The sequence below is a fragment of the Dictyobacter vulcani genome (genome assembly GCF_008974265.1).
GTDB lineage: Bacteria > Chloroflexota > Ktedonobacteria > Ktedonobacterales > Ktedonobacteraceae > Dictyobacter > Dictyobacter vulcani.
The window spans coordinates 131,317-144,060 of the sequence record NZ_BKZW01000001.1 but is presented as its reverse complement, the minus strand read 5'-3'; the positions used below and the strand labels follow the sequence as shown (position 1 = coordinate 144,060).

The following is a 12,744-nucleotide window of genomic DNA, read 5'->3' as shown; positions in this document are numbered from 1 at the left end:
TCCTAAAGATAAAAAAATTGATGGTGTCTTCATTGGGTGGCCTGGTGTATGCCAGGCAGAATAGGGAAGTCGGTGAAAATCCGACACAGTCGCGCTACTGTAACCGGAGAAGTGATTCAGACATAGCTTGATCCCAGTTCAGTGCTTATTGAGTACGAGAAGAATGGGAATGTATGCTCCGGAAGTCAGGAGACCTGCCCGATGAGAGGCTCACATTCCTTCGCGTCAAAGGAGTGAACCAGGACCATTGTGTGCATGCCGCTCAATGTTTTCCTCCAGGTGGCTCATCCAGGCCATTGCTCTCCTTCTCGCTCTATTAATCAAAGTGAGCAATTTAGTTATGAAGATGGTAACGCGCCCAACGTCTGCGTCACCCGCGCCCTCACCGTCGTCTCCACGACGCGTTTTGCCTCCATTTGTGTTAAGCTGTCTGGCGATAGGGTTGGTCGCTGTGATATTGACCTCTGTCAGTTTTGGTTCAGTTTCCATACCGATAATTACTATTGTGCAGATCTTGCTGAATAGTACAACACTATTCCATTTTCCTGTGACCTGGGATCCGTCGTTAGAAGTTATTATCTTGCAGGTACGCCTACCAGTAGTCTTAGGTGCTGTCCTGGTGGGAGCCGCACTGGCAGTGGCAGGAACGCTTTTTCAAGGTATGTTACGCAATCCGCTGGCTGATCCTTATCTTATGGGGACCTCATCGGGAGCCGCGCTGGGAGCCACCATTGCCTTTGTACTGCCCCTTGATACGGTCTATGGAAGCCTGTTTCCTCTCACTCCTGTACTGGCTTTTGTCGGGGCTCTGCTGACCGTTCTTTTCGTCTATACACTGGCACGTTCTGATGGTCAGACGCCAGTCATTATGTTGTTGCTGGCAGGTGTGGTTGTCAACGCTATTTTAACGGCCTTCCAGACGCTGATTTTAAATCTCTGGCCTTCGAATGACTTTGGACGCATCCTTGGATTGTATAACTGGCTCTCAGGTGGTATTGCCATTGTAGGATGGACCTCGCTGAGTATCGTGGCTGGTATTGTGTTGCTGGGATTACTCCTCTCCTTCAGGCTTGCTGGTCGCTTAGATGTTTTTGCTCTGGAGAAGAAGCGGCGGCACATTTAGGTTTGCATGTTGAATGGACCAAATTCTTGATTGTCATTGTGGCCTCGCTATTAACCGCCGCCGCTGTCTCGATTAGTGGACTGGTTGGTTTTGTTGGTCTGGTGACACCGCACTTTATGCGCCTGCTCCTCGGGCCCCGCCATCGTACATTACTACCAGCATCCGCGCTGGGGGAGCGATTTTCTTGACCCTGGCAGATATGCTTGCTCGCGTACTGCTGGCCCCAACGGTGGTTCCTGTTGGTGTCTTTACCGCTCTGGTTGGTGCGCCTTTTTTCTTATTTCTATTGCGTAGCAGTAAGCGAGAATATAAATGGTAGAGAACAAAAAACTTGTAGCAGTCAGGCCTGATCCAATCTTAGAAATGCAAGGTATCTCTTTTGGTTATAAACGGCACGACCTTTTATATGATGTCTCAGTCACAGTGGCTTCAGGAGAGATGATTGGACTATTAGGACCCAATGGTTCAGGGAAAACCACCTTATTGCGCCTGTTAAGTGGAGTCCTGCAGCCTCGACAAGGTCAGATCTTGCTGCAAGGGCGAACACTGACACAATGGGGACGCCGCCAGGCGGCGCAGCGGATTGCTGTCGTACCGCAAGAATTACACATGCCGTTTGCATATACCGTTGAGCAGATGGTGAGCCTGGGGCGAACACCATTTGCTTCATCTTTTTTTGGATCTCGCCAAGAGCACGACACGACTATTATTCAAGACGCTATGCAGGCCGCGGGAGTCAGTGCGTTAAGTGAACGTATCTTCAACGAGTTGAGTGGCGGTGAGCGCCAACGTGTCACAGTGGCGATGGCACTGGCTCAGCAACCTGGTCTTCTTTTATTGGACGAGCCTACCTCCCATCTGGATATTAAATACCAGATTGAGTTGCTTGAGTTGGTACAGCAACTCAACCACGAGCGTGGAATGACCATTATTGCGGCCATGCATGATCTTAATCTGGCCGCGCGTTATTTTCCGCGTCTGCTGCTCTTTCAACGTGGCATTGTCGCGGACGGCAGCCCGGCTGAAATATTGGAACCAGGGCTGCTCAGCCGCGTGTATGGCATTCAAGTTCAGGTAGGCATCCTGCGTGGTGCCGAGCATCTGAGCGTTCTCCCCCGACACAAACTGAGGAAATACCCAGGCAGCAACAGCATACAACGCCAGCAGTCCATCTTATCGCAGGTGGTGGCTCTGGTGAACTGATGATGCGAGCGCTGGCGGATGCGCATATCCCTTTTAGCATTGGGGCCTTAAATATTGGAGATAGTGATCATACGTTGGCCTTGAGATTGGCCGAAGAAGTAATTACTGAGCAGCCGTATGCTCCAATCTCAGAGACATCTTTACTTAAAGTGCGCCAACGTTTGCAACAAGCTGATGTGCTCCTGCTGTGTCCGACAGCCATTGGACCTGGCAATCTGGTACTCATACAAGAAGCACTTCAGGCGGCCCGCGATGGACTTTCTGTCGTGCTGGTAACGGCGCCTTTTAACACAACTTGTGCACCAGGCGAGGAGATACCAGTCGAGGGATCGACCACCGAGCACTTACTCAAAAGCGTTGCTGCGCGTGACTATACAGGGGGGCAGGGATCATATTATTTCGAGCAACTGGTTCACACCGGTGCTATTATTGTTGAATCTGTTGGGTCTGCACTCGAAGAAATTCGCAAAGGTGCTTCCAGCCAGGCCATCTAGCCCTTGCAAGTGACCGCTATGATATGCCTGACTAGAAAATGGTTATTTGTTTGGAATGACTTAATAAGAAGCAGGCAGGATTATCCCTACAATAATCCTGCCTGCTTCTTATTAGTAAAGAGACTTAAAGTACAGTCAACAATTCTGGCTCACCATCGGTGACAGCCAGGCTGTGCTCATACTGGGCGGAGCGCTTGCGATCAGCGGTTACGATAGTCCAACGATCCGCAAGGGTCGCTGTTTCATATGTGCCGACGTTGATCATAGGCTCAATGGTAAAGACCATGCCTTTTTGCAGACGCATGCCGGTACCAGCACGACCAAAGTGAGGAACATTAGGATCTTCATGCAACGAGCGTCCAACACCATGCCCAACCAGGTCGCGAACAACTGAGAAGCCATTTGACTCGGCGTATGTCTGAATAGCGGCGCCGATATCTCCCAGGCGGTTTCCATGGCGGGCCTGTGCAATACCCAGGTCCATACATTTGCGGGTTACATCCATCAGACGCTGAGATTCTTCATCTATGTTACCTACAGCATAGGTCATACAGGAATCGCCAACCCAGCCATTGAGTGTCACACCAATATCGACGCCAATGATATCGCCATCCTGTAACACTTTCTTATCACTAATGCCGTGATTATACATCTCAATCTAACTACAGCTAGGTCATTACAGGAATCGCCAACCAGCCATAGTGTCACACCAATATCTACGCATATAATCGCCATCTGTAACACTTTCTTATCCTGGATCCGTGACAACACTGCATTACGATGAACAGATCGTACAGGAAATGGAGGGATAGCTGGACGGCCATGTCCACCGGGATGCGCACCATAGCCTTTATAGATAGGAATCGCATTATGACTACGGATATAATCCTCAGCGATCTGATCCAGTTCTGCCGTCGTCACACCTGGCTTTACATGTGGCGAAGACTTCAAACGTCTCGGCACCAGGCGGCCAGCCTCACGTAATTTATCAATTTCTTTGCCGTGATTTTATAAGAACTGCCATAATATCCTCTTGCTAAAAAATCAAAATGGTCATGCATACGATGTCTTCTGGGTACCCTCTTTGGATAATCTGGATATGTCAATGGGAGATCACGCTCAGGCGCAAATTCCCAATTGAGAAGATCATCGGTAGTGACCTGGAAATAGCGATTAAAGTAAGTGAGGAGGTGATCAATCGTCATATAGTCTATGCGCTGGCTTTTGCCTGTATGCAGTGCCGCAAGCACACTCAGAGAAACACGGCTCTCATCAGCCAGTCGGCGTAAGCTTAAAGCAGGTTCACCCAGTCTGGCCCTTTCAACATTTGCTCTGGCCAGTAGCAGGCGTAATTTGCAGGAAATGGTCATGATCAGCACCTCAAAAAATTCAATGTCTTTACATCTGTATTCAGTATAACAACATTGTAGTGGCATGTCAATACAATGTACTTGCTTGCCTGTACAATATAGACCGAGCATTGCTAGAAATCCCTCACTGTGGATTCACCTGGTTGACCACTTGCAATCTGTAAGACTTCCCCGTATACTTGCACCAAGTTGTGGAACACATGTATAAACGTTTGTTCTTTTTGTATATAAATACCGTAAAGAAACCTATGAGAGTTCTCTAAAAGAGGTGTATATGAGTGATACAGACAAGGCTACGGCTACCCTTCGTTTACCTTCAACATTAAGCGCCTACAGTGGGGGAAAAGCCAGATTACGGTTGAAGCTGAAACGGTTGAGCAACTACTCAACGCTTTACATAAAGAGCATCCCCAGGTCTGGGAAAAGTTGTGTACCGAGGATGGAAGCATTCGTGAGCATGTCAGAATCTTTGTCAACAATCAGTTGATTAGTGGCAATGATGGACTCAAGACAGTTTTAATGCCAGGACAAGAAGTAATAGTTCTACCAACTACCTTCAATGTGTAATCTAACCCTGTTTGGCCCGAGTCTCGTTATAGTGATATCCCAATCTCAGCGAAGAAAGGCTATAGTATACTAAGAAAAGTATTTCTGCTGTCTTTTTTACTTTTGCTAGAATTGGAATTCTTCATGAGGATCAAATCAAACAGAGACTCATCATCTGAAGCAACCTCTCCTGCTATCTCTGTCTCTACCGAGGATCGCAATGTAGCGGCGAAGGTTCCCAGCCAGTGGAGCGTATTGCGCAATCGCAACTTTGCGCTCTTTTTTTGGGGTGAACTTCTTTCCTCAACTGGAACACAGATGCAAGTTGTGGCTGTCTCCTGGCAGGTTTACCTGCTTACCCACTCAGTAGTGATATTAGGGATTATTGGATTACTGCAAGCGATACCCCGCTTGATTTTTTCACTGGTAGGCGGGGTATTGGCGGATAGCTTTGATCGGCGCAAGCTCCTGTTGATCGTTGAAGTTATTCTGGCCTTTACCTCAATGATTCTGGCTGTCTCTACTGCGGCGCATATCATCAACATTACTATTTTTTGTGCTGCAGTTCTGATCTCGGCAACTGTTTCAGCCTTCGAGTTTCCCACGCGCCAATCGATGATTCCTTCGCTGGTCCCGCCTGAGCAGATGGCAAATGCAGTTTCACTCAATACAATTATGATGCAGGTAACGATGATCGCCGGTTCTACGCTTGGTGGTCTGGCGATTGCTCAAATCGGAGTAGTTAATACCTATTGGATCGATGTATTATCCTATTTTATCGTTATTGGTTCATTACTTTTTATGGTAGTGCCACGTATTCCTCTGGAGAAGAGAGCACAAGCGGGCTGGGAGCAATGCGAGAAGGTATCCAGTTTTTGCGTACGCATCCAATACTGCTGGCAGTACTCTCACTGGACTTCTTTGCCACTCTGTTTGGCTCACCCAGGGCGCTTCTTCCTGTTTATGCCAGTGATATTTTACATGTGGGACCGCAGGGATTAGGCATTTTGTTGGGTGCAATCTCACTGGGGGCAGTGGCATTGACTCCAGTGACGGGCAAGATCAGCCGTATCACCCGACAGGGACTGGGAGTCGTGCTGGCGATTTTCGTCTGGGGTATCTGTATCATTATTTTTGGCCTGGTTCCCGGACCCCTCTGGCTATCCGCATTCCTCTTAGCTGGCGCCGGGGCGGCTGACATGGTGAGCATGGTACTTCGCCATCTATTGGTGCAATTGACAACGCCTGATGAGTTCCGTGGACGCATGGGGGCTGTTACAGCGATGTTTGTCATTGGAGGTCCTATGCTGGGACAATTTGAATCTGGTCTGGTTGCTGGTCTGACAAGCACTCAATTTTCGGTGATCAGTGGTGGTGTGGCCTGTATGCTTACCACCTTGATTATTGCTGTCCTTGTTCCCAGCCTGCTTAAGGTCAAAACTGGCAACTCGTAAGTAAACTAATCCTGCTGAACTGTGCCTGAACCAGTCCGGTTTGGGCGCACGTTTTTTGCAGCATGTGGTGGTGATCCATGGCAATTAGTAAGCACACAATTGATACAGTCGTGCAGGTTAGGGCAGTGGCAATTCAAACCTCGGACAAGCAATTTACGGATACCCAGTGCTTGCTGAATCAGCTTATCTACTTCAGTAAGTTTTTGCTGTGCTAATCCCTGCCAGAAATCAGAAAGTGGAACCTCGGCATCGCGATTTTGAAAGAGCAATTGTATTTCGGTCAGTGTAAATCCCAATTTTTGGGCAATCTGGATAAAGGTGAGTTGATCAATTACTGCGGCATCATAGCGTCGTTGCCCGCTGACCCTGCGTGGAGGTGGAAGAACATTGATACTCTCGTAGTAACGGATTGCGGATGGGCGTATTCCAGCCTGACCTGCGACCTGACTGATTGTTAAATCTTCCATGCTGCTCAAGTGTTTCTTTTGACTGTCCTGACTCTATATAATTGATAATATTATTTATAGCTGTTTCTGTTTGCATCTTTCATGAATATTCCAAGCGCGATGTGGGAGCGAGAAAATCAGCCACAATATCAGGCCAAAAAAGAGCCATCAGAAAACGCTCTGTAAAAAATAAGCGTTTGTCTTTCTAGCTCTTTTCTGACTTTTATTTGATTTCCAAAGCATGCATTTCGCCGGTACTCACAAAGATCATCCCTTGTTCGGCGGCTGGACGATTGATACGCCCTTTTCCTAACTTGGAGGTAAAGAGAATGCGTCCATTTTGAGCATCAATGGCGTAAAGCTCACGCCCGAACGTACTGACGTAGACAATATTATTATCTGTGACGACTGGGGCCGACTCAATTTCATGCCTGAGATGGGCAACCCAGAGTATCTGACCATTGGTAGTGTCGATCGCATGAAGTTTTGTATTGGCTGAATCACCCACAAAGCCTCCATGAGAACCAACATACGCCACACCATTTTTGAGTATCAGATCGCCAGAGATCTGTTTATCCAGACGCGTGCTCCAGATCCTTTGCTGTGTTTGCATATCAATGGCATACAGTTCCCCATCTGCGGAGCAGATGCAGTTGATGCCAGCAACCGTTGTCTCGGCAGCATGGACTTCACCCAGATCGGTAAATGTTTCGAGCTTTTCACCTGTCAAAGCGTCTAACGCATAGCAGTAGCCGCGTTCCGTTATCAGATACATGCGACCGCTAGCGATGGCTGGCCGGTGCGCCAGACCTGCTTTGATAGTTACGCCCCAGATTTCATTGCCAGTTTGGGCATCCAGCGCATGGACAGCATGGTCTGGATAGGCATAAACGATATCGTTAGCAATCGTTGGTCGTACCTTAATAAATTCATCCGTTGGAAAGGACCAGAGTACAGTTCCGGCCGCAGCATCCACTGCATAGACTTCCCCTGGCTGATTGATATTGCCAGCACAAACGTAGACGACACCGCTGGCAATGACTGGCGCATCATAGATGCCATATTTTGTGGTGACCGCCCAGAGTTGTTGACCGGTAAGAGCATCCAACGCACGTAACTGATTCGCTTCTTTCAAAGGATTATCAATCGTCGTGGTATAGGTGCCAGCGTAAACGACGCTATTCAAGACCGCCGGCTCTGAGTAGTAAGTATGATCCAGTCCTGTGGTGACTGACCAGGCGAGCACCGTCCGTGACGAATTGGAGCTTCCATTATTGGAAGAAGCTCGCGCCCTTGCGCGATTGGCGATTGGAGTCTGGGCAGGCGGGCGTACGAAGGGTTGCGGTGTTGATGCACCTCCTGTATTCGACAATGTTCGATGGTGATCCGGGACCTGATGCGTCCAATGCTCCTGTGAGCCATCACGCTGCGCTGAATTTGGATCAAGTACACCATCAACCTTTTTGACCGGTGGCGTCGCAGTGGATGGGTTGCGCAATGGTGGCAGAGGCGTACTCTGAGTCATCGGTAAACCTACTGCCTCGCGTAGAGCAATAACGAAATCCGCAACATTCTCAAAGCGATCATCCCGTTCTTTCGCCAGTGCTTTCAGAATAACAATCTCGATGGCGGGTGGGATATTTGGATTGAGATCGCGAGGTAGAACTGGTTGTTCGTAAATATGTTTATAACCGATGGTATATGGATCGTCGGCTGTAAACAATTGTTGTCCAGTCAGTAATTCATAAGCTACGCAGCCGAGTGCGTACTGATCACTCTTCTTACTGATCTTGCCTTTAAACTGTTCCGGCGACATATATGGTGGTGTGCCAATCTCATCGACGCGGCGTGTTTTTTTGCACCTGAATAGCAATGCCGAAATCCGCCAGCAGGGCGTTTCCATCAGCATTGAACAGGATATTGGCGGGCTTAAGATCCCGGTGAACAATATCCAGATCATGGGCATGCTGCAACGCCTGGCCGACCTGATTCAGGATGTGCATTGCATCCATTAAAGGCATCGGGGCCCCATCAAAAGTATCTAAAAGATCACGTAAAGAGCCGCCGGGAGCGTATTCTGCTACAAAGAAGGGATAGCCTTCATACAGATTGGCATCAACCACGGGAAGAATATTGGGATGAGTCAATTTGTCGAGAATTACGGCTTCCTGAAAAAAGCGATCAATCTCCTCCTGGGTATTCAAGGTTGTATTTAACACCTTGATTGCCACAGGCTGTTTGTGCTCCAGTAGAAAGTGCTTCCCGAGGTAGACGCTGCCAAATGCCCCGTGACCCAATAACTCCACGAGGATATAACTGCCAAGCTGGCTACCTATTAATTTGTCGTTCACCATGCGCGTCCTTTGCGTAGAGAGGCTGTATTGAATGTGTCACCTAAAATTATATACGATTTATAGACAATGCAGAAGGGAGATTAGGATTGAGTTCTGCTTTTCTCGTCAGCAAGAAGACTTACTGACCTCAATTTAGTGATTGTACCTGTAACTATTGCAGGTAGTAGATAGTACTGTTCAGTTTTTGCTTACCTTCATTAATGTAATAGTTGGTTTATAGCAAATAGTAGATGGTGATCATTATAGCACCTATGAGCCAGTTGATGACGCATGAGCAGGTGAATGTGAATGTATTGTTGAAAGAGAGGGTGAGGAGAATTGTCTCACAAACAAAGTATATTTGAAATGGAGTGTATTGTGATGCTAATCTAGTGGGTAGTTGCTTCATAGATTGTGGTTTTTTGGGGATCAGGTGATTTTTAGGGTGATGAATTATTCGAGGCTTCCTTGCCTCATAGGGAGGTTTCCTTCCTACTAGATGCATTATACAAGTTATAGATTTATATTGTAATGTGCATATTGTCCACTTATTTATGTGTGTAATGTTGAATTTATAGATATATAACCCTGCTTTATATAGTATTACAATATCCCATATCCTTTGAATACTGGAATACATATCTCCCGGCTAAGCCGAAAACGGCTTGAATATTTTTGAATTTTTACCGGGTGCAACGTGTTGTGAAGCTTGTTGAATAGCCAACTTGGGCTTTATCCTTTAGAGACGTTGACACCTTGTTATGCTGTTTCTATACTAAGGGGACAGCAAGGTAGACCCTATAACCGTGTCCAGCAAAAGAGCTAGAATCTGCCTGTTGAGGTGATCGACTGTTAATATTACATTATTGTGGCCATACTAGCCACATCTCTGATGTTCGTTGTTGTATGAGCCACAATGCATACCAGCTAAATGGATGCAGAAGAAGGGGAAAGGTACCGTTCAATGGCGTTTACGCAAGATGAACTACAATCACTCAACACAATCATGGAGCAAAAGCTGTTGGCGCAGCGTCATGATCTGGAGCGGACCTTTGATTTACGCCTGCAAGCATTGCGACGTGAGTTTGAGCAGCGTGTGACTACTGTTCACCACGATTTAGCGCGTACAATCTCACAGCGTTTGACTGACCAGCATACGCGTACACGTGAATTTTTACAGCAGCAATTTAATAGTCAGCAGACTCATTATGTGCAGGCTTTGGAACATGCATTTGAGATCCAGCAGCAGCAACAACAACAGCGTTATGAGGATACAATAGATCGTGCCTTGGCTGCTCAGCTGTTAGCCATAGAACAAATGATGCACCAGCGCTTCGCAGCAACAGCTCAAGATTCAGAATTGACGATGTCTTATACCCTTGAAGGGCAACCAGAATTTGATACCATCGAAGTACAGACTGAGATTCCCTGGGAAGAACTTGCCACACTGGTTGATAATACCATTGAAGAACGCTTGACTGCCCTGCAAAAAACAGTGCTGGCAGCCTTGAAAGAGCTAGGACAGACAACCCAGACTCAGATTACCGCGCTACAACTTTCTTTGCCACAGCCAGGCAACTTTGCTACTACTGAATCTTTATCCTCATCCCATGAGAGCATCGCTGTAACACAAAATGCCGCCAAAAGCGTAGAGCGGTTGGAGCAGTTGATTGAAGCTATGCAAGTCGCAATGACCTCTAATAGTGCCTTGATTTCTAATCGTTTGTACCATCATCAACAGTTGCCGCTAGAACGTGCTCATCCAAGTCAACAAAGCCAGGAAGGCCGAGCCACCTTATCTGAGTTGAATACTTATCGTGCCTATCCAGCCGTTCCAGATCCATTAGATAAAGAACGATAGATCAAAATATTTGCGTTTATCAATATTGGAAGAATATTCAGAAAAAACCGTTCATCTGTCAAAAAAGCCTGGTAAAGATGTTGACGCTCATCTCCATTTCCGCTATACTAATCGTCCCTTCCGCAATCAGAGGTAAGTAATTACTGACGATGAAGGTTACAGGGTAGTTTTCCTCTATCCTGCGTATTTGCATGCCAAAAATTGTAGCGTATGAGCCGGGGACCAATTTGTCAGGTGCCTGGTTTTTTTCTGTTTGCTCACTATCAGATAGGAGAAGATAATGCTACGCTTCTACTTTGAGGTGGCGGGGACCGCCTTTCGGAGGCAGATTGTCTATCGCTGGGCTAATCTGGCTGGCCTTTGTACTAATATATTTTTTGCGTTGATTGTCAGCTACATCATCATTGCGCTCTATGCTGTTCGTCCTGTGGTAGCGGGTTATGATGTTCACGATACTTTACGTTATACCTGGATGATGCAAGCGATCTTGATGGTCGTGTTGCCCTTTGGCTTTACAGATTTGATGCAGACCATTCGGACTGGCGATGTTGTGACAGATCTAAGCAAACCCTGTGACTTTTATCTGTACTGGTTTAGTCGCGAGATGGGAAAAAATGTGTACTATGCCATTTTTCGTGGTTTGCCAACGTATCTGGCGGGCATGGTGATTTTCAAGTTGGGTGTACCATTGACATGGCAGTCCTGGCTTGCTTTTGGTTTGATCCCCCCATTTGGAGCCACACTTGGAATTGCCTATCGCTTTCTTTATAATATCGTGGCTTTTTGGATTATTGAGGCACGGGCAGTGGTGTCCTTTGCGCTTACCATTGCTCAATTTCTTACGGGTAGTTTTATTCCATTGCCGCTGCTTCCGGGCTGGCTTCAGACTATCGTCAACTGGTTGCCTTTTCGTGGCTTTATGGATCTTCCAGTTCAAGTCTTTCTCGGAAAAATATCTGGCAGTTTACTGTGGGGAGCATTTGGGCTGCAGGTGGGCTGGTTAATCATTCTGACATGCCTGGTTCTGTGGTTGGTACAGGTAGCCAGACAGCATGTGGTTGTCCAGGGAGGATAAAAGAGATGTGGCGAAATCTTTGGGAAGATCTGCAATTGTATCAACATTTATTAGTGATACAGATCAAAGCGCAACTGCAGTATAAGGCCAACTTGTCGTTAGATATTATTTCGTACCTGGGTATAACAGGACTGGAGTTCGTCGCGCTATTGCTCTATTTTGTACCTTTTCGGACATTGCTCGGCTGGCATGTTGGTGAAGTGGCTATGCTGGCAGCAGTGATGTCGCTGAGTTTTGGTCTATCAGAATTAATTGGAGCAGGGATCGACAACTTTTCTGTTTTAATCAATCGCGGCGAGTTTGATCGTGTGTTATTGCGGCCAGTCAGTGCATTTGTCCAGGTGATTGGTAATGATTTTCGCTTACGTCGTCTGGGGCGCATCACACAGGGTATGCTGGCTTTTGCACTCGCCCTGCATTTCTTACCAGCGCTTCACTGGACATTTTTCAAACTGCTTGTATTAGGAATTGGCATCATAAGTGGAACCATTATATTCCTATCCATTGTATTGTTAGGCGCCACATTGTGTTTCTGGACTGTCGAAACCACCGAGATCACCAATATCCTGACATATGGAAGCCGTGAGATGTTGAGCTATCCTTTGACAATCTACCATCAGGTACTGCAACGCTTTTTTCTATTCATTGTGCCTGTGGCATTTGCTTCATATGTTCCGGTCTGCTATGTGCTGGAGCGGCCTCTTCCATTTGGATTGCCAGCAGAGCTGGCTCTGGCCTCTCCTATCGTCGCCCTTTTGTTCGCCCTGGTCTCAGGTTGGATCTGGACCTTTGGGGTACGTCACTATCAAAGCACAGGCAGTTAGATTACAGGTCCCTGG

Annotated in this window: 12 protein-coding genes, 2 pseudogenes and 1 riboswitch; of the genes and pseudogenes, 9 read left to right on the top strand and 5 right to left on the bottom strand. The window is 47.1% G+C overall.

What is annotated here, in order from left to right; translation table 11 throughout:
- Window positions 1–17: 17 nt before the first annotated feature.
- Window positions 18–216: riboswitch (cobalamin riboswitch) on the top strand.
- A 49-nt stretch (window positions 217–265) separates the two neighbouring features.
- From KDW_RS35650 to KDW_RS00610, 3 genes and pseudogenes are all read left to right on the top strand, one after another.
- Window positions 266–1,442 (top strand): annotated as a pseudogene (locus KDW_RS35650) (FecCD family ABC transporter permease).
- Window positions 1,436–2,326: an ABC transporter ATP-binding protein gene (locus tag KDW_RS00615; RefSeq protein WP_151754175.1), complete on the top strand. Its 891-nt coding sequence runs from the start codon at window positions 1,436–1,438 to the stop codon at window positions 2,324–2,326. The pseudogene KDW_RS35650 and the gene KDW_RS00615 overlap by 7 nt, the downstream one beginning before the upstream one ends.
- Window positions 2,326–2,820 (top strand): hypothetical protein, encoded by a 495-nt coding sequence (locus KDW_RS00610; RefSeq protein ID WP_151754174.1) that lies wholly within the window; start codon window positions 2,326–2,328, stop codon window positions 2,818–2,820. Before KDW_RS00615 ends, KDW_RS00610 begins: the two co-directional genes overlap by 1 nt.
- 124 nt (window positions 2,821–2,944) lie before the next feature.
- Here the strand turns inward: KDW_RS00610 and map are convergent.
- Window positions 2,945–3,813 (bottom strand): annotated as a pseudogene (map, locus tag KDW_RS36385) (type I methionyl aminopeptidase).
- Entirely contained in the window at window positions 3,768–4,190 is a 423-nt protein-coding gene (locus tag KDW_RS32515) for a hypothetical protein (protein ID WP_198925133.1), read from the bottom strand. Before KDW_RS32515 ends, map begins: the two are co-directional and overlap by 46 nt.
- A gap of 321 nt (window positions 4,191–4,511) precedes the next feature.
- On the opposite strand from KDW_RS32515, the gene KDW_RS35645 reads away from it, so the two are divergent.
- The 3 genes from KDW_RS35645 (at window position 4,512) to KDW_RS34715 (ending at window position 6,190) form a co-directional block, all read left to right on the top strand.
- Complete coding sequence (locus KDW_RS35645; protein ID WP_151754172.1) at window positions 4,512–4,757, top strand: MoaD/ThiS family protein; 246 nt, start codon at window positions 4,512–4,514, stop codon at window positions 4,755–4,757.
- Between the two features lie 123 nt (window positions 4,758–4,880).
- A complete protein-coding gene (locus KDW_RS00590) occupies window positions 4,881–5,738 on the top strand; it encodes an MFS transporter (RefSeq protein WP_151754171.1) in 858 nt (285 codons plus the stop codon).
- Window positions 5,627–6,190: an MFS transporter gene (locus KDW_RS34715; protein WP_269822460.1), complete on the top strand. Its 564-nt coding sequence runs from the start codon at window positions 5,627–5,629 to the stop codon at window positions 6,188–6,190. Before KDW_RS00590 ends, KDW_RS34715 begins: the two co-directional genes overlap by 112 nt.
- A 5-nt stretch (window positions 6,191–6,195) precedes the next feature.
- Here the strand turns inward: KDW_RS34715 and KDW_RS00580 are convergent, their stop codons facing one another.
- The 3 genes from KDW_RS00580 to KDW_RS00570 form a co-directional block, all read right to left on the bottom strand.
- Window positions 6,196–6,657 carry a MerR family transcriptional regulator gene (locus tag KDW_RS00580; RefSeq protein ID WP_151754169.1) on the bottom strand — a complete coding sequence of 154 codons (462 nt, stop codon included), beginning with the start codon at window positions 6,655–6,657 and terminating at the stop codon, window positions 6,196–6,198.
- Window positions 6,658–6,859: 202 nt separating this feature from the next.
- Window positions 6,860–8,452, bottom strand: a complete 1,593-nt coding sequence (locus KDW_RS00575) for an outer membrane protein assembly factor BamB family protein (protein ID WP_162004837.1) — start codon at window positions 8,450–8,452, stop codon at window positions 6,860–6,862.
- Window positions 8,453–8,471: 19 nt separating this feature from the next.
- On the bottom strand, window positions 8,472–8,990 hold the full coding sequence (locus tag KDW_RS00570; protein WP_151754167.1) for a serine/threonine protein kinase: 519 nt from the start codon (window positions 8,988–8,990) through the stop codon (window positions 8,472–8,474).
- Window positions 8,991–9,933: 943 nt separating this feature from the next.
- Between KDW_RS00570 and KDW_RS00565 the strand changes: the two genes are divergently transcribed.
- From KDW_RS00565 to KDW_RS00555, 3 genes are all read left to right on the top strand, one after another.
- A complete protein-coding gene (locus KDW_RS00565; RefSeq protein WP_151754166.1) occupies window positions 9,934–10,830 on the top strand; it encodes a hypothetical protein in 897 nt (298 codons plus the stop codon).
- A 280-nt stretch (window positions 10,831–11,110) separates the two neighbouring features.
- Entirely contained in the window at window positions 11,111–11,905 is a 795-nt protein-coding gene (locus tag KDW_RS00560) for an ABC transporter permease (RefSeq protein WP_151754165.1), read from the top strand.
- Window positions 11,906–11,910: 5 nt separating this feature from the next.
- Complete coding sequence (locus KDW_RS00555) at window positions 11,911–12,729, top strand: ABC transporter permease (protein ID WP_162004836.1); 819 nt, start codon at window positions 11,911–11,913, stop codon at window positions 12,727–12,729.
- The last annotated feature ends 15 nt before the right edge of the window (window positions 12,730–12,744 follow it).